Genomic DNA, 16758 nt, shown 5'->3' with positions numbered 1-16758 from the left:
GACGTGGAAGCGTGGTGTGCGAGATGTGTGACGAGTTGGATATCGATGCGGAGGCAGTCGGTGCTGTAGCCGGAGCTTTCGGCGACTCCGCCCAGGCAATCGTGTCGGCTGCCGAGATTGCGAGCGGGCTCACTTTCGGTCCGGCGGTCGCCGGCCGGAACTACGGCGACCTCGGTGTGCGCATTGCAGCGGCCGGCGGTCTTGTGGGGTCATCGCTACGACGCTGGAGTGAGGCGTCCGAGGACAACGCCGACCGGCTCCATACCATCGTCGACGGATATCGATTTGTCGACGATGAGCTGTCGACTTCCCTGCACGATCCCCGAATCGAATCGACCCGATGACATCACCGACGATGCCGGGCGTGGAGTCTGTGATCTCGGTCGAGAGCCTTCTCGACGGCGGCACCCGTGGCTTGCTGTATTTCGAACGTCACCTCCCGACGCTGCATCGCATCGATGGTTCTCTGGAGTGGACGTACGCCGAAATGTGCGCACGCTACGACGAGCAACGCGGGTTGAATATCGCGGCTTTGACTGCCGATGCCGACGCCTTGGGCAGAGTGCTCGAGGTTGCACGCTCGCAGATCGAGGAACAGCGGCGTCTGTGCGCGGTACTGGCCCGTTCGTGGTCGGGCCCGGCAGGTGAGGCGGCGATGTCGGACATGGAATCGGACCTGCAGCGCGCGCTGTCGCGTGTGGACTCGATCGATCAGCTCTACCAATCCATGCACACCGCGGCAGATGTCATCGGCGAAATCGTGCGGGACAAGGCCGCCGTCGTGGCATCGATCGACTTCTCTCGAGTCGGCGGCAAACCGATCGAGTCGATCGATGCCATCGCGTACTTCGCAGGCCTGGACCCTGATTCCGTCCAAAGTATCGGACCGGTCGCGAATGCCTTTCTGGTTGCGGTCGAGGCTGCACTGCCGGAGGTCGCGGAGGTGGTCGACACGCGAACACCCCTCGACAGTGTCGGACTGAGCAAGGTTCGGAGAGTCTGCGATGCGTGGCTGAACGATATTTTTCGGCCCGCGGTCATCGAGACCTGCCTCGCCTTCGTGGAAATCTGCGCGGCTACGGACACCGGTGTACGAGACCTTCTGGCAGTCGTGGCAAAGACAGCCGAGGCCATCGAAGATTCCGAATTTCCGTCCACCGATATCGACGACTCGGCTGTGGATAGACCCGACACGCGGTGTCGAACTGCGCCCGGCGGTCTACCGAATTCTGTCCCGGGCACGGTGCCTCAGTCGACACGGCCGCTGCCCGTACAGCCACTGCCCGTACAGCCGCTGTCGGAACTGCCGCGGTCCGCAATACCGAATCAGGCTGTGCCGACAACAGCCCCCGCGACCAGCAGCATGCCGGTGCCGCAGCCGCAGCGGAGCCCGGACATCGACACCGGAAGTCGCACTGGCCCCTCCGGTTCAGCTGGCTCACCCGACTCGGCGGCAGCAATCGAGTCGGCGGTGCAACGTGCAATGGAACCGCTCACTGCCGATATTCGATCGGCCATAGATCGCATTCTCGATTCCGAATCCGGTGAGACACCGACCCCGCCGAACGATGAAGAGGAGGAGTTCAGCTCGAATGACTCTGTACGAGAACGAAATTCACCAGCTTCCGTGGAGTCGCCGAACGCTGATGGGGAACCAGTGAACGCTGATACTCCTCCGCTGACTGCTGGTCCGGTGGAACCGGACTCGGGTGGAGTGTCACCAGAACGAGGGCACCTCGAGGCCGAACTGGATGGGCACAACGCGAAGATCGCGGTGGCACAGAATGGAACGGTGTCGTTGGAACTCGGCAGCCCGGACGGCAGCGTACGTCGATTCGAACTTCGGATGGGTCCGCTCGGGCTACCCGTGATCGTCGAGTCCCTCGACCCTCCGCCCGTCGCTTCCGGCTCGGCTCCTGAACAGCGAGATCCCGAACGACCTGCCGGTGAATCGAACGTAGAGCAGCCGGAGGTGGAACCGAAGGAAGGGCCCGAGCCGGAGCCGGAGCCTGCACCCGTCGCGGCGGACCTCGGTGCGTCCGAAGACTCAGTAACGCAAGGCTCCGTAACCGACGATTCCGTCCCCGAAGACTCAGAACCTGAAGATTTCGAACCTGGGGTGTGCACGCCGGACGAGGGGAGCGCAGAGGGCGAAGCCGCCCCGATGGAGCCCCCGATACGAACTCCGTCGCCACCTTCACCGGCAGAGGGTCCGCCACCTTCAGCGGCGGAGCAGGACGCAGAGGGGCCATCGTTGGACTCGGGTGCACACCTTGCCGAAGCCGGGCCGCTGTGACCGGCGGTGGGGGCACGTGGAGGAGTGAAATCCAGCGCGTGCGCGCCGAGCACCGTGCCGCACTGGATCGGGTGTCGGATCGACTCGACACGATTGCGCACACTACGTCCGGCGTCGGGCCGTCACCGGCCGCAATCGACGACCACGGCCCGCGTCCCGAGCCGAGTGGAGTTTCGAACAAGAACGTCGAGGAAGATCGATCCGTGAACGCGTACCGGTCGTATCTGTTGCCGGCGAACCTGGATACGCGGGTGCAGGCAGCAGCGCAGGCAACCTGGGCCGAGGACGACCCGCCTTCGAGCTGGCTGAGGTGAAGAGGGTCAGCGACCGATCACTGCACGCACTGCCGAGATTGCGCTCGGCTTCGGCTGCTCCGCGATCGGTGCGTGAGGATCGATTACTCGCGTGTTCTTCAATTCCGCTGCACCGGCGAGTTCTTCGTACTTCTTGTCGCCGGAGAGGTGGAACAACAAGAATGCAGTCAGTAGCGCGCGGACGACCTCGACTGTCGACCTCTCGGTACCGCCGAAGCCGAGGGGGCTGAGCAGCCGTCTTCCTTCGACCATGCCGTCGGACGACGCTTTGTCGATGCGTCGAAATGTGGAGGGTCCTCGCCATGCGCCGGCGAGCGCGAGTGTGTTGTCGTTCAGCGAATCGGTCATGGCTGCATCTCCCAGCACCAACCCGGGCACCGACAAGGATTGCGCTGCGTCTTCCGCGCTCGGCACCGTCGGTGCCGGAAAGAGCGCGGCTACGGCTTTGATGTCCGAGCGTGATGCGGCTGCGAGAACTGCAACGCTCGCTCCCATGCCGTGGCCGGCGACGGCGAGTTTGTCGGGGTGCACACTGATGTTTCCGGTTCCCAACCGCACTCCGGTCATGATGTCGAGCACTGTGCCGAGGTCGGCGGCGAGACCGCGGTGTGACGGAAACGGCCCGCGTTCGGTGTCGGGCGCCGCGGCGACTATGCCCCATGATGCCAGGTGCTTCAGGGTGTTCGTGTAATGGTCGCTGCGCAACAGCCAGCCGTGCCCGAAAGCGACTCCGGGCAGGTTGTAGCCCTCCGCAGGGGTGTAGACGACGCCGGGTTGGCCGGCGAGGGCGAGGTCGCCGCGGAGCACTTCGTGCGGACCGCGCTTGCTGAGTTCTGCTGCGAGCTTCTTGGGTGTCGCCACGGGTGTAGACGCTATCGGATCGGGTGTGATCGGCGGGGGTAAGGGGCCGAGTAGGGGTTCTCGCGTTCTCCCGCGAGGATCTCCGTCTGTCTCCGAGTACCCTCAAGCACCATGTGCGGAATCGTGGGATACGTCGGCCACCGCCAAGCTCTGGGTGTAGTGGTCGAGGCGCTTCGGCGTATGGAATACAGGGGATACGACTCAGCGGGGATTGCGATACTCGACGGTGCCGGGAACACCGCCGTCGAACGCAAGGCGGGTCGGCTGGCGAATCTGGAGGCCGAACTGGAAGAAGTCGGCACCGAGAGGTTCGTCGGGTCGACGGGCATGGGTCACACCCGGTGGGCAACTCACGGGCGTCCGACCGATCGAAATGCACATCCGCACCGCGACGTGTCGGGGGCGGTCGCGGTCGTGCACAACGGGATCATCGAAAACTTCGGACCACTCCGCGCCGAACTCGAAGCCCGGGGCATCGAGTTTTCCAGTGACACCGATACCGAGGTGGCAGTCCACCTCGTTTCGTGTGCGTACGAGGAGGGACCGACGAAGGGCGATTTCGTCGCCAGCGCGAAAGCGGTGTTGCGCAGACTCGAGGGCGCGTTCACGCTCGTGTTCACCCATTCCGATCACGCCGACACCATTGTCGCCGCGCGTCGGTCGACGCCGCTGGTCGTCGGAGTAGGTGTCGGCGAGATGTTCGTGGGTTCGGATGTGGCTGCATTCATCGAGCACACGCGCGAGGCTGTCGAACTCGGCCAGGATCAGGTAGTCGTCATCACTGCCGGTGGATACGAGATCACCGACTTCGACGGCAACGTAGCGTCGGGACGCCCTTTCCATATCGATTGGGATCTGGCTGCCGCCGAAAAAGGCGGCTACGACTACTTCATGCTCAAGGAGATCCAGGAGCAGCCCGCTGCCATCGCGGACACCTTGCTCGGGCACTTCGAGAATCAGCGGATCGTCTTGGACGAGCAGCGGTTGTCGGATCAGGAGCTACGCGAGGTCGACAAGATCTTCGTCGTAGCGTGCGGAAGTTCCTATCATTCCGGGTTGCTTGCGAAGTACGCCATCGAGCACTGGACGCGACTTCCGGTCGAGGTCGAACTTGCCAGCGAGTTTCGTTACCGAGATCCGGTTCTCGATCGATCCACTCTCGTGGTCGCGATTTCGCAGTCCGGCGAAACCGCGGACACGCTCGAGGCCGTACGCCATGCGAAAGATCAGGGTGCGCGAGTTCTCGCCGTGTGCAACACCAACGGCTCCCAGATTCCGCGCGAGGCCGACGCAGTCCTGTACACGCGAACGGGTCCAGAGATCGGCGTCGCGTCGACCAAGGCTTTCCTCGCTCAGATCACTGCCAACTACCTCGTCGGGCTTGCTCTTGCGCAGGCTCGCGGAACGAAGTACCCCGACGAGGTCGCACGGGAGTTCGCAGACCTCGAAACGATGCCCGAACTCGTGCAGAAAGTACTCGATTCGGTGGAACCGGTGCGTGAACTTGCACGAGAATTGGCTATGTCGCCGACGATTCTGTTCCTCGGTCGCCACGTCGGATACCCGGTGGCACTCGAAGGCGCCCTCAAGCTCAAGGAACTGGCGTACATGCACGCCGAGGGCTTCGCTGCAGGTGAACTCAAACATGGCCCCATTGCGCTGATCGAGGACGGGTTGCCCGTGATCGTGGTCATGCCCTCGCCGAAGGGGCGCGCGGTCCTTCACTCGAAGATGCTCAGCAACATTCGTGAGATCCAGGCGCGTGGTGCTCGAACAGTAGTGATCGCGGAGGAGGGTGACGACACTGTCCGTCCCTTTGCCGACCATCTGATCGAGATCCCGGTGGCTCCGACTCTTCTGCAGCCACTGCTGTCGACTGTGCCGTTGCAGGTCTTTGCCGCCGAAGTGGCCCAGACCAGGGGATACGATGTCGACAAGCCGAGGAACCTGGCGAAGTCCGTCACTGTCGAGTAGCAGCAACGTAGGTGAACGTCCGACGGGAGACTGTTTATGCGGCACTACTTCACGCCTGATCAGGTTCGCGACGCGGAGCGACCGCTCCTCGAGGCGTTGCCGCCGGGGGTTCTGATGCGCCGTGCAGCCTACGGTCTGGCAACGGTAGTGGCGCGCGAGTTGGTGGGCCGGACAGGCGGGGTCGTCGGTCGACGGGTGAGCATTCTCGTCGGGTCCGGTGACAACGGCGGCGACGGACTGTGGGCCGGCGCCATCCTGCGTACCCGGGGGGTAGCTGTCAGTGCGGTCCTGCTGAAACCGGACCGCACGCACCCGGAAGGCCTTGCGGCATTTCGACGCGCCGGCGGCAAGGTCGTGGACGCACCGGATAATCCCGACCTGGTCATCGATGCCATCGTCGGCATCTCCGGCACGGGGCCGCTTCGACCCGATGCGGCCGCCATCGTTTCCGCGCTCGACGCTCCGATCGTTTCCGCAGACATTCCCAGCGGTGTCGATCCGACGACGGGCGGTGTGGACGGTCCAGCCGTTCGAGCTGCGGTGACCGTGACCTTCGGTGCGCGCAAACCCGTGCATGTGCTTGCGGTGCCGCATTGCGGCAGAGTCGAACTCGTGGAGATCGGGTTGACCTTGCCCGATCCGTACATTCGTGCGTTCGAGCCTGCCGACGTCGGCGCCCTCTGGCCGATTCCTACAGCCGAGGACGACAAGTATTCGCAGGGTGTCGTAGGGATCGCCGCGGGCAGTAAGCGATATCCGGGGGCTGCATTGTTGTGCACCGGAGCGGCGGTGGCCGCGACGTCGGGCATGGTGCGGTACGTGGGGAGCGCGGAAGCTGAGGTTGTATCCCACTATCCCGAGGTCATCGTCTCGGCCGATCCGTCGAGTGCTGGACGAGTGCAGGCATGGGTCGTAGGTCCAGGGTTCGACACCGGGGAAAGATCGAGGGAGTGGTTGTCCGACATCCTCGCCTCCGATCTGCCCGTGGTAGTCGACGCAGATGCCCTGACCGTTCTGGCGTCGGAACCAGAGCTGGTTCGGTCGCGCTCGGCACCGACTTTGCTCACACCGCACGCCGGTGAATTCGAGCGGTTGACCGGCCGGGTGCCCGGCGCCGACAAGGTGTCCGCGGTACGTGATCTGGCGTCGAGTTGGGGCGTGACCGTACTACTCAAGGGCCGAGCGACGGTGGTCGGCGACCCGGATGGCCGGGTCCTCGTCAACGATGCGGGCGGATCCGCGGCGTCGACGGCAGGATCGGGAGATGTTCTGTCCGGAGTGCTGGGGGCGCTGCTGGCCACCGGCCTCGATGCGTCCGTTGCTGCAGCGTGTGGGGCCCGGGCGCACTCGTTGGCGGCCGCGACGGCCGCGCATGGGTCCAGGGGCGAGTTCGCGGCACCGATTTCGGCCGGACCTCTCCTGTCCGCGCTCCCCGAGGCCATCAGGATTCTGCGTTCCGTCACAGTGTGAGGTGTCGGTCAGACGTTCAAGGTGTTTTCGGTCACGATCGTCGGGAAGTCGAACGAGGACCTCGGTGCACCGAGTAGGGAGCGATGTGTTGCGAGTGGCATCATCGAACGTTGTGGACAGTGAACTCGGACCGGTAGTCGATGTGGCAGCAGTCAGCGCAGAGGACCCCAACTCCGGTACCGGTGCGACTGCCACCATCGATCTCGACGCGATCGCTCACAACGTCGCTGTTCTCCGTGAATACGCTGGTGACGCCTCGATGATGGCCGTCGTGAAGGCGGATGGCTACAACCACGGTGCGCTGGCGGTTGCAACAGTGGCCCTGAACTCGGGAGTCGAAGAGCTCGGTGTTACGACACTCGACGAAGCGCTCACCCTACGCAGGGCCGGCATCACTGCCCCGATTCTTGCCTGGCTGCACCGACACGGCACCGACTTCGCTCCGGCGATCTCGGCTGGGGTCGGAATCGGTGTGTCCTCGGCCGCCCAACTGTCGGCAGTAGTAGCCGATGCTCGCTTAGCGAACGTCCCCGCAGTCGTGACGTTGAAGCTCGACACCGGCTTGAACCGAAACGGCATTCCCGTCGAACAGTGGGACGAGGTGATCGAGGCACTGGGTAGGGCCGTCGCCGAGGAGTCCGTCCACTTACGCGGAATCTTCTCTCATCTGGCGTGCGCGGACAGTCCGCAGCATCCTGCCAACGATCGCCAAGCGGAGAACTTGCGTACCGCTCTGGCGCGCGTGCGTGCAGCCGGTCTGCAGCCCGAGCGGGTACATCTGTCCAATTCGGCGGCCACTGTTACTCGTCCCGATCTCCGTTTCGACATGGTCCGGCCTGGTATTGCGATGTACGGCTTGTCGCCGATACCGGAACTCGGTGATTTCGGCCTGCGGCCCGCAATGACGGTGTCGGCGCCGGTCGCGTTGGTGAAGAAGGTCCGGGCCGGTGACGGAGTGTCCTACGGGCACACCTGGACCGCTGAGAAGGACACCACGGTTGCGCTCATCCCGATGGGATACGCCGACGGGGTCGTACGTAACCTGAGCGGGCGTTTCGACGTGCAGATCGGTTCGCGACTGTTTCCCTCGGTAGGGCGGGTATGCATGGACCAATGTGTGGTGGATCTCGGGCCGAGCGGGGCAGGTGTCACCGAAGGCGATTCGGCGATCCTGTTCGGATCGGGTGACGGCGGGGGGCCGCGTGCACAGGACTGGGCGGATCGGTTGGGCACCATCCACTACGAGATAGTCACCGGAATTCGCGGCCGTGTACGCAGGTCGTACCGGGGTCTCGGTGCGGTACTGCCGGCGAAGACATTGGGTGAGGTAGCCAGATGAATCTGCTCGGACATCTAGGCATAGTCAACAGCGTCGGGATAGCCCTGCGCGAAACGATGCTGCGTTCGAACAAGGATCCTCTTGCCGGTGAGAACCTCGAGCTGATGGACGCCGATCGCGGATCCATCGTCATCGCCGACGATGGAGTTCCACTCGCGGTTCGCGAAGTCGGGCCCACCGACGCACCCATCACCGCGGTGTTCGTACACGGGTACTGCCTCCGTATGTCCTCGTGGCACTTTCAGCGCCAGGCGTTGGAGCAAGAGTGGGGCTCGTCCGTCCGAATGGTCTTCTACGATCAGCGCGGCCATGGCAAGTCCGGCGAACCGACGCCCGAAAGCTGCACCATCGAGCAGCTCGGATCCGATCTCGACGCAGTCATTCGTGCAGTCGCACCGCGCGGCCATCTCGTCCTCATCGGCCACTCGATGGGTGGAATGACGATTCTGTCCTTGACGCGTCAGCGTCCGGATCTGATCAAGGACAGGGTGGTCGGCGTTGCCTTGCTATCGACGACGGCCGCCGGGCTGGCCGAAACCGGCTTGGGTAAAAGCCTGAACAACCCCGTCATCGACGCGTTTCGCCTTGCAGTCCGCACCTCGCCAGGCGTGGTCCAGCTCGGACGCGGAACTGTGCGAGCGCTGATCTCGCCGGTGCTTCGTGCGGCGTCGTACGGAACGCGGGTGAGTCCGCGCTTGGTTGCTTTCTCACAATCGATGATCGACGACACCTCGGTAGTCACGATCGTCAACTTTCTGAAAACCCTCGAGCTGCACAACGAGAAGGATGCGCTGTCGCACCTCACGCGCATTCCGGTGACCGTCATGTGTGGCGACGAAGACTGGATAATCCCGCTCGCGAGCACGTTGGCGATGGCTGAAGCACTGCCCGAAGCAGAGGTGGTTCGGGTGCCTCAAGCCGGTCATCTCGTGCAGCTCGAGTTTCCGGACAAAGTCAACGCCGCCCTCGTGCGCCTGCTCACCCGTGCGACCGCTGTGCGGGCACGTCGACGAAGCGGATGGCGGGGCATTGGCTGAGTCCACGTCGCCGTCCACGTTGCATTTCGATGGGCGCTCACTGATCTTGCCGACGGCCGCCGACACGGAGGACTTCGGATACCGGCTGGCCCAAACCCTTGTCGCCGGCGACCTCGTGATCCTCGATGGACCGCTGGGTGCGGGGAAGACCGCCATGACGCGTGGCATTGCGTCCGGGCTCGGGGTGCAGGGCAGGGTCAGCTCGCCGACGTTCGTCATTGCCCGCGAACACCGGGCCGGGATTCGGCCGAACGGTGCTGCGCCCGTGTCCTTGATTCACGTGGACGCGTACCGGCTGGGAATGACAGGGCAGTCTGCTCTCGACGAACTGGATGCGCTGGACCTCGACACCGATCTGGAAGCTGCTGTGGTCGTCGTCGAATGGGGAGAGGGACTGGTCGAGAAGCTCACCGATTCTCACGTGTCGGTCCGCATTCGACGCGACCTCGACACCGATGACAGGTCCGTCGAAGTGAACCGAGTCCAACATTCGGTGCAGGACTGACGGTGCCGCGGCAGGCCCGCAGTGACATGCGGGTACTCTGAGAAACCGTGCTCGTTCTCGCTGTCGATACCTCCACGCCCGCAGTCACCGCCGGTGTGGTTCGCGTCACCGACGGGCAGCCGCATACCCTGTCCCAGCAAATCGTGGTCGACCCTCGACTTCACGCCGAAGTCCTCACGCCCAACATTCTCCGATGTCTGGCCGACGCCTCACTGACACCACAGGATCTGCAGGCCGTAGTCGTCGGTGTCGGTCCCGGCCCGTTCACCGGTCTTCGCGTCGGAATGGCAACGGCCTCCGCATTTGCCGACGCACTGGGCATCCCGATCCACGGTGTCTGCAGTCTCGACGCGATTGCCGCCGAACTTCCCGACGAGCTCGATCTGGTGGTCGTCACCGATGCCAGGCGCCGCGAGGTGTATTGGGCGCGGTACCGACATGCGGTCCGCTGTGCAGGCCCGGAAGTCGTTGCTCCTGCTCTGCTCGATGTTGCCGGGGCGAGCGCGGCTGCTGGGTCTCCGGCTCATGTCGCGCTGTTCGAAGTTCCTGTCCGAGAAGTGGAGTCGCCGTCGCCGCAGGGGTTGGTACTGGCGGCTCTCGAGCGCCTGGCATCCGGATCCGCGCCGGCACCGATCGTGCCGCTCTACCTTCGCCGGCCGGACGCGAAAACTCTCGAGGAGCGCGCGGCAGCGAAGGCGGTGACACCTTGACCGTAATTCTGTCGCCACTGCTCAGAGCCGATGCAGAGCGTTGCGCCGAACTCGAGAGCGTGTTGTTTCCCGGGGACGGCCCATGGACCGCGCAGGCTTTTCTGTCGGAACTTGCTGCGCCGCACAATCATTACGTTGCCGCGCGCGAGGGTGGCACGCTGGTGGGTTACGCCGGGGTCGCCTTGCTGGGCAAGGGGGAGTCGGCGGAGTCGGAAGTACACACCATCGGAGTCGATCCTCTCGCGCACCGCCGCGGCATCGGTGGGGCATTGTTGGCCGATTTGCTCGCGGTAGCCGACAGCCACGGTGGACCGGTGTTCCTCGAAGTGCGTACCGACAACGAACCGGCTATCGAGCTCTACACCCGTACCGGGTTCGTGGTGGTCGGGACTCGGCGGAAGTACTACCAGCCGAGCGGTGCGGACGCGTACACGATGCGGCGCGAAGTCGGGAATGGAGGCACGCTCTCGTGATCGTGTTGGGTATCGAAAGTTCTTGTGACGAAACAGGTGTGGGTGTCGTCCGGTGGCGTGATTCCGGTGTGTGCGAACTGCTCGCCGACGAGGTCGCGTCCAGTGTCGACGAGCACGCACGATACGGCGGTGTTGTCCCAGAGGTAGCGTCACGCGCGCATCTCGAGGCGATGGTTCCGACGATGCGGCGTGCGCTCGCGACTGCCGACATCGATCGGCCCGACGCAGTGGCCGTGACGATCGGCCCCGGATTGGCGGGCGCCCTGCTCGTCGGCGTCGCCGCAGCCAAAGCGTATGCGGCCGCATGGGGTGTGCCGTTCTACGCCGTCAACCACTTGGGTGGCCATGTGGCGGTCGATACCCTCGAGCATGGGCCGATGCCGCCGTGCGTCGCGTTACTGGTCTCCGGCGGGCATACGCACTTGCTGCACGTGGACGACCTCGGTGCTCCGATCGTAGAGTTGGGCACCACTGTCGACGACGCAGCGGGCGAAGCGTTCGACAAGGTTGCCAGGTTGCTCGGTTTGGGTTACCCGGGCGGCCCAGCGCTCGATGATGCTGCACGAGAAGGTGATCCGCACGCTATTGCGTTTCCTCGAGGCATGACGGGACCACGCGACGCGCGGTACGACTTCTCGTTCTCCGGGGTGAAAACGGCGGTTGCCAGATTCGTCGAGGCACGTCGGCGCGCAGGAGACAGCATTCCCGTCGCCGACATCGCTGCGTCTTTTCAGGAGTCCGTGGCCGATGTGCTGACCATGAAGGCGGTGCGCGCAGCTCAGGATGTCGATGTGAACACACTCGTGTTGGGGGGCGGAGCCACCGCAAACTCGAGAATCCGCTCGTTGGTCGAAACTAGGTGCAGCGCAGCGGGATTGACCTTGAGAATTCCGAAGCCTCGGTTGTGCACCGACAATGGAGTCATGATCGCCACGCTGGGCGCGCACCTGATAGCGGGTGGGGCCGAGGCATCCGACCTGCGAGCGGCGACCGACCCGGGGCTCCCGGTGTCCACCAGCCTGATATCGGGCCGCGCCTAGTTGGTCGTGACCGGCTGATTCGCCGTCACTGGACCCGGGGCCGGTTGCGCCGGTGGTTCTGTCACGCTGTCTGCGGGTTCCTCCGAGGGCGAAGCCGGGTTCGCTGGAACAGCAGCGGGCGGCGACCACACGGTCGGTGGGGGCGTCAGCTCCGGTGACGGCGGAGGAGCGGGTGTCCCGCCGGCGTCCGCCGTGCGGACAACGTCCGGTGTGCCAGGCGGGAGGACCGCAACGGATTCGCTCGACGTCACCGAGGGTCGTCCCGTCGGGGTCGTTTCGGACGGAGTGGCCTCAGGACGCGTTGACTCGGGAGGAGGCGACTCAGGCAGTGTCGATTCCGGAATGCTCGGAGTCGGCGAGGGCGGCAGGGTAGTGGTGCTGTCGGGAAACGGAACGATCTCGTCCCAATTCGGCAGAGCAGGAAACGGAATCAACGGAAGATCCGGCGCCGGGTGCAGCGTCGGCGTGGGAGTCGATGCCGCCGGCCAACTGGTGGGCGTCGGCGCTATGTCGGTGACGTTGCCACGCTCGTATGTGGTCGATGCCGAAGTCGGGGCCGAAGTCGGGTTCCCTGTCGAGACGTCGGTGGAGGTTGTCGTGGCCCGCGGATCGGCCGCGTTGGTGGTGATGTCTGCGATCGAGGTGTTGCTCTGATCGCTGTGCTGCTCGGATGGAACTTCGGTGCCTGCGGGGGAGTAGCCGGTGTCATCGGAGGGGGTCAAGGCCTGAATTCCGTAGACGAGGACGATTCCGGCGACCAGGAGCGCTCCGACCAACGCCCCGGAGTAGCGGCCGACCGATCGAGCGGGCGATCCGGCAGTGGCGCCGACCGTGGGATAAAGCCCCTGAGCAGCGGTCAGGGCCACGTGAGCGGCACCTGTAGCAAGGGCGGCATCGGGTTCGTCGACGGTAAGAACCGGAAGCCCGAGTTCGGACTCGAAGACGGTCCGCGCCAGCGGTATGTGTGCGCCGCCGCCGATGAGTACCACCGCTTCGGGTGCACGGCCCGTCCGATCGGCCGCCTGCGTGACACGGCGCACCACCTTTGTCACCGACGGGCGGATCAGCGCGTCGAATTCCGTCCGAGCCACTGTGGTCGTCACCCCGTCGTGGCTGATGGATGCCGAATCGTATGTCGACAGGTGTTCTTTCACCGTGCGGTACCGCGCAGAATCGTTGCTGCGGGCGACCTCTCGCGCTCTAGCTTCGCGTTCGGATTTACCGTGTACAAAATCTTTGACGAGACTGTTGACCGCGTCACCACCGAAGTCGGCGTTGTGTTCGTAGGCATGGACGACACCGGATTGGGCGTCGATGATCGTCACGGTCGAGCCCGAGGCGCCCAGGTCGACAACCGAGACGGTGCCATAGCGCGCAATGAGCCCGGACTCGACAAGGAACGCGTGGGAAGCCGCAGACTCGGGAACCAACGAGAGCGCACGGTGTGAATTGCTGCATGCCGAACGAATCGATGAAGACTGCTCTGGAGTGCGATACGACACCGCGATGGAGTCCGGCTCGCGCCGTCCAGTCGAATGTGTGCCTTGCCCGGCGGGTGCAGGAGCCAGGGTCGTCATCAACTCTATTGCCGATGTAACCAGCTGACCGATGTCGGTGTTGGCTTCACTGTCGGCGGACACGGTGCGGTATTCGACGGTGTGCGAACCATCCTCGTCCACCACGACCAGGGCAGCGCACACGACCTCGGTTCCGGTAGAAACCCCTATTCCAACCTTCATCGCGCACCTCCCACCCTGTTCGAAATCGACTACATGTCCGGACGCTGTTGCGGCTCCGTGTCATGGCAGCCCGGTGCTGCGTCAGAAGTCCACTATCGGAACTATATCGTCTCGTTATCCGAACGTTACAGAATTTTTCGGAAGAACGTGAACTTCCGCGCCGCGATACCGCTATGACAAGGAGGTCTGCGTTTCTGTCAATTCTCTCGAGGGGCGAATGTGGCTGGTTCTACGCCCTATTCTCGGCTGGGCGAGAAGGAACGTCGGGTACTTCTGTGCCGCGCACTGTTTCGACCCATCGTCACCGCAGTCCTTTTGACTGCCTTCTACTTCGTCGCCCCGATGAACGACGTCGCCGACGTCGGTTCCCTCACCATCCTGGCCGTCGTGCTGATCGGGGTGGGCGTCGTATTCGCCTGGCAGGTCATGAAGGTATTGAAGGCCGACTATCCGACAATTCAAGCGATCGAAGCAACTGCGGCGATCGTCCCGGTATATCTGATCGGCTTCTCTACCGTTTACTACTTGATGGCCGAAGCGGCGTCCGACAATTTCACCGAGCCGGTGTCCCGGATGGGCAGCCTCTATTTCACTCTGTCCGTGTTTTCCACCGTGGGGTTCGGTGATATTGCCGCATCCACCGATTCTGCGCGCGCCGTCGTTTCGCTACAGATCGTGGGGAATTTGGTGATCATCGCGCTCGGTGGCCGACTCCTCTTGGCCGCGATCAGGCGAGGGCAAGCGCGAAACGCCGGTTGATCGGTGTGCGCGGCTGGGGCGAGTCTTAGACGTCGGACAGCCCAGACCTTGAGTGCTGGCACTCGCGTGTATAGAGTGCTAGTTGGCACTGAGTGAGTTTCCGGCACCCGCGACGACGGGAACGAGCGCAGAGCTACGAACGTAGAAGATGCACGACCCAACACAGCTGTCCGGGGATCCGACCCCGGACGCGTACCCCATAACAATGGAGGGCTCAACGTGGCGAGCGTGAAAATCAAGCCGCTCGAGGACAAGATCCTCGTCCAGGCCAATGAGGCCGAGACGACGACCGCCTCCGGTCTGGTCATCCCCGACACAGCCAAGGAGAAGCCTCAGGAAGGCACCGTCGTCGCAGTCGGCGAAGGCCGTGTCACCGAAAAGGGCAACCGGATCCCGGTCGACGTCAAAGAAGGCGACACCGTCATCTACAGCAAGTACGGCGGCACCGAGATCAAGTACGCCGGCGAGGAGTACCTGATTCTGTCGGCACGCGACGTGCTGGCTGTCATCGCCAAGTAAGTCATATACGCACCCCGCCCCGGAACCCGATTCACTTCGGTCCCGGGGCGGAGTGCGTTCGATCGAGTCCCGACTCGAAGGAGAAACACCGAAAACATGGCAAAGCAAATCCGATTCAACGAGGAAGCTCGCCGCGCCCTCGAGCGTGGAGTCGACAAACTCGCCGACGCGGTCAAGGTGACGCTCGGACCCCGTGGACGGCACGTTGTGCTGGCCAAGGCTTTCGGTGGCCCAACGGTCACCAATGACGGCGTCTCGATCGCCCGTGAGATCGACCTCGAGGACCCGTTCGAGAACCTGGGTGCCCAGCTCGTCAAGAGCGTCGCGACCAAGACCAACGACGTCGCAGGCGACGGAACCACGACCGCCACCGTGCTTGCACAGGCACTCGTTCGCGGCGGGCTCAAGAACATCGCCGCCGGCGCGAACCCGATTGCACTCGGATCGGGAATCGCCAAGGCTGCCGACAAGGTTGCCGAGGCGCTCCGCGCTGCCGCGACTCCGGTCGAGGGCAAAGAGGCCATCGCCCAGGTTGCAACAGTGTCCTCACGCGATCCCGAGATCGGCGAACTGGTCGGCGAGGCACTCACCCGTGTCGGCTCCGACGGCGTGGTGACGGTGGAAGAGTCCTCGACTCTGAGCACCGAACTGACGGTCACCGAAGGTGTCCAGTTCGACAAGGGCTACCTGTCGCCGTACTTCGTGACCGACCTCGACGTACAGCAGGCTGTTCTCGAGGACGCGTACATTCTGCTCTTCCGCGAGAAGATCACCTCCCTTCCCGACTTCCTTCCGTTGCTGGAGAAGGTCGCCGAGAGTGGCAAGCCACTATTGATCATCGCCGAGGACATCGAGGGCGAAGTTCTCTCGACACTCGTGGTGAACTCCATCCGCAAGACCATCAAGGCCGTTGCCGTCAAGGCACCGTTCTTCGGTGATCGTCGCAAGGCGTTCCTCGACGACTTGGCAGTGGTGACGGCAGCGCAGGTCATCACAGCCGACGTCGGCCTCAGTCTCAAGGAGGCAGGACTCGAGCTTCTCGGTCAGGCGCGTCGCGTCGTCGTCACCAAGGACGACACCACGATCGTCGACGGAGCAGGCACTCAGGTCGACATCGATGCGCGTGTCGGACAGTTGCGTCGCGAGATCGAGAACACCGACTCGGACTGGGATCGGGAGAAGCTCGAGGAGCGCCTCGCGAAGCTGTCCGGTGGCATTGCGGTCATCAAGGTGGGCGCAGCAACCGAGACCGAGCTCAAGGAACGCAAGTTCCGCGTCGACGACGCGGTCAATGCAGCCAAGGCTGCGGTCGAAGAAGGCATCGTTCCCGGTGGAGGATCGGCACTGACGCAGGCTGCTCTTTCGCTCGTGGACAATCTCGGGCTGACGGGCGACGAGGCTACCGGTGTCGCAGTCATGCGCACGGCCCTGAATGCGCCGCTGTTCTGGATTGCAGCCAACGCTGGTGTCGACGGTTCCGTCGTGATCAGCAAGGTCGCCGAGCTCCCCAAGGGTCACGGCTTCAACGCCGCGACTCTGACCTACGGAGATCTACTCGCCGACGGCGTGGTGGACCCGGTCAAGGTGACGCGCTCGGCCGTCGTCAATGCGGCCTCGGTCGCACGGATGATTCTGACGACCGAAAGCGCGATCGTCGAGAAGCCGGTCGACTACGAGGAGCCCGCAGGCGGGCACGGGCACAACCACTGATCGACACGCTGT

The 16758-nt window shown here is 63.9% G+C and carries 16 protein-coding genes; 14 read left to right on the top strand and 2 right to left on the bottom strand.

The genetic code is table 11. The features are described 5' to 3' along the window. The first annotated feature begins 23 nt into the window (after window positions 1-23). The 3 genes from BJD99_RS17385 to BJD99_RS17375 are packed head-to-tail and all read left to right on the top strand — an operon-like array spanning window position 24 to window position 2610. Window positions 24-344: a hypothetical protein gene (locus BJD99_RS17385; RefSeq protein WP_143542214.1), complete on the top strand. Its 321-nt coding sequence runs from the start codon at window positions 24-26 to the stop codon at window positions 342-344. Continuing rightward, a complete protein-coding gene (locus BJD99_RS17380; protein WP_084348451.1) occupies window positions 341-2296 on the top strand; it encodes a hypothetical protein in 1956 nt (651 codons plus the stop codon). The genes BJD99_RS17385 and BJD99_RS17380 overlap by 4 nt, the downstream gene beginning before the upstream one ends. 38 nt (window positions 2297-2334) lie before the next feature. After that, window positions 2335-2610 carry a hypothetical protein gene (locus BJD99_RS17375; protein WP_143542213.1) on the top strand — a complete coding sequence of 92 codons (276 nt, stop codon included), beginning with the start codon at window positions 2335-2337 and terminating at the stop codon, window positions 2608-2610. A gap of 6 nt (window positions 2611-2616) precedes the next feature. Here BJD99_RS17375 and BJD99_RS17370 read toward each other — a convergent pair whose 3' ends face one another. Further along, a complete protein-coding gene (locus BJD99_RS17370) occupies window positions 2617-3471 on the bottom strand; it encodes a dienelactone hydrolase family protein (protein WP_084348449.1) in 855 nt (284 codons plus the stop codon). Between the two features lie 111 nt (window positions 3472-3582). Here BJD99_RS17370 and glmS point away from each other — a divergent pair, with 111 nt between their 5' ends. The 8 genes from glmS to tsaD all read left to right on the top strand — a co-directional run bounded on the left by glmS (window position 3583) and on the right by tsaD (window position 12019). After that, window positions 3583-5445, top strand: coding sequence for a glutamine--fructose-6-phosphate transaminase (isomerizing) (gene glmS / locus BJD99_RS17365; protein ID WP_084348448.1), 1863 nt, complete (start codon window positions 3583-3585; stop codon window positions 5443-5445). A 36-nt stretch (window positions 5446-5481) separates the two neighbouring features. Further along, window positions 5482-6915 carry an NAD(P)H-hydrate dehydratase gene (locus tag BJD99_RS17360; RefSeq protein ID WP_084348447.1) on the top strand — a complete coding sequence of 478 codons (1434 nt, stop codon included), beginning with the start codon at window positions 5482-5484 and terminating at the stop codon, window positions 6913-6915. Between the two features lie 142 nt (window positions 6916-7057). Continuing rightward, entirely contained in the window at window positions 7058-8254 is a 1197-nt protein-coding gene (alr, locus tag BJD99_RS17355) for an alanine racemase (RefSeq protein WP_256895904.1), read from the top strand. After that, window positions 8251-9291 (top strand): alpha/beta fold hydrolase, encoded by a 1041-nt coding sequence (locus tag BJD99_RS17350; RefSeq protein WP_084348445.1) that lies wholly within the window; start codon window positions 8251-8253, stop codon window positions 9289-9291. The genes alr and BJD99_RS17350 overlap by 4 nt, the downstream gene beginning before the upstream one ends. Further along, the gene (gene tsaE, locus BJD99_RS17345; protein ID WP_084348444.1) at window positions 9284-9796 is read left to right on the top strand and encodes a tRNA (adenosine(37)-N6)-threonylcarbamoyltransferase complex ATPase subunit type 1 TsaE; all 513 of its coding nucleotides are present in this window, start codon (window positions 9284-9286) and stop codon (window positions 9794-9796) included. Before BJD99_RS17350 ends, tsaE begins: the two co-directional genes overlap by 8 nt. Window positions 9797-9843: 47 nt before the next feature. Beyond that, window positions 9844-10506: a tRNA (adenosine(37)-N6)-threonylcarbamoyltransferase complex dimerization subunit type 1 TsaB gene (gene tsaB, locus BJD99_RS17340; RefSeq protein ID WP_084348443.1), complete on the top strand. Its 663-nt coding sequence runs from the start codon at window positions 9844-9846 to the stop codon at window positions 10504-10506. Beyond that, window positions 10503-10979 (top strand): ribosomal protein S18-alanine N-acetyltransferase, encoded by a 477-nt coding sequence (gene rimI / locus BJD99_RS17335; protein ID WP_084348442.1) that lies wholly within the window; start codon window positions 10503-10505, stop codon window positions 10977-10979. The genes tsaB and rimI overlap by 4 nt, the downstream gene beginning before the upstream one ends. After that, entirely contained in the window at window positions 10976-12019 is a 1044-nt protein-coding gene (tsaD, locus tag BJD99_RS17330; RefSeq protein WP_084348441.1) for a tRNA (adenosine(37)-N6)-threonylcarbamoyltransferase complex transferase subunit TsaD, read from the top strand. The genes rimI and tsaD overlap by 4 nt, the downstream gene beginning before the upstream one ends. Here the strand turns inward: tsaD and BJD99_RS17325 are convergent. Further along, window positions 12016-13758: an Hsp70 family protein gene (locus BJD99_RS17325; RefSeq protein ID WP_084348440.1), complete on the bottom strand. Its 1743-nt coding sequence runs from the start codon at window positions 13756-13758 to the stop codon at window positions 12016-12018. The genes tsaD and BJD99_RS17325 overlap by 4 nt on opposite strands. 219 nt (window positions 13759-13977) lie before the next feature. Here BJD99_RS17325 and BJD99_RS17320 point away from each other — a divergent pair, with 219 nt between their 5' ends. From BJD99_RS17320 to groL, 3 genes are all read left to right on the top strand, one after another. Next, window positions 13978-14517: a potassium channel family protein gene (locus BJD99_RS17320; protein WP_084348439.1), complete on the top strand. Its 540-nt coding sequence runs from the start codon at window positions 13978-13980 to the stop codon at window positions 14515-14517. Between the two features lie 219 nt (window positions 14518-14736). After that, window positions 14737-15036, top strand: a complete 300-nt coding sequence (gene groES, locus BJD99_RS17315) for a co-chaperone GroES (RefSeq protein WP_008718149.1) — start codon at window positions 14737-14739, stop codon at window positions 15034-15036. A gap of 96 nt (window positions 15037-15132) precedes the next feature. Further along, window positions 15133-16746 (top strand): chaperonin GroEL, encoded by a 1614-nt coding sequence (gene groL, locus BJD99_RS17310; protein WP_084348438.1) that lies wholly within the window; start codon window positions 15133-15135, stop codon window positions 16744-16746. Window positions 16747-16758 lie beyond the last annotated feature (12 nt).

This window comes from Rhodococcus sp. 1163 (assembly GCF_002091985.1).
In the GTDB taxonomy this organism is placed as follows: Bacteria; Actinomycetota; Actinomycetes; order Mycobacteriales; family Mycobacteriaceae; genus Rhodococcoides.
This window is presented reverse-complemented; position numbering and strand designations above follow the sequence as displayed.

Coding starts and splice junctions, on each gene's coding strand:
- BJD99_RS17350 (WP_084348445.1), top strand. CDS start 8,251: ATGAATCTGCTCGGACATCTAGGCATAGTCAACAGCGTCGGGATAGCC.
- BJD99_RS17325 (WP_084348440.1), bottom strand. CDS start 13,758: ATGAAGGTTGGAATAGGGGTTTCTACCGGAACCGAGGTCGTGTGCGCT.
- BJD99_RS17360 (WP_084348447.1), top strand. CDS start 5,482: ATGCGGCACTACTTCACGCCTGATCAGGTTCGCGACGCGGAGCGACCG.
- glmS (WP_084348448.1), top strand. CDS start 3,583: ATGTGCGGAATCGTGGGATACGTCGGCCACCGCCAAGCTCTGGGTGTA.
- groL (WP_084348438.1), top strand. CDS start 15,133: ATGGCAAAGCAAATCCGATTCAACGAGGAAGCTCGCCGCGCCCTCGAG.
- BJD99_RS17385 (WP_143542214.1), top strand. CDS start 24: ATGTGTGACGAGTTGGATATCGATGCGGAGGCAGTCGGTGCTGTAGCC.
- BJD99_RS17380 (WP_084348451.1), top strand. CDS start 341: ATGACATCACCGACGATGCCGGGCGTGGAGTCTGTGATCTCGGTCGAG.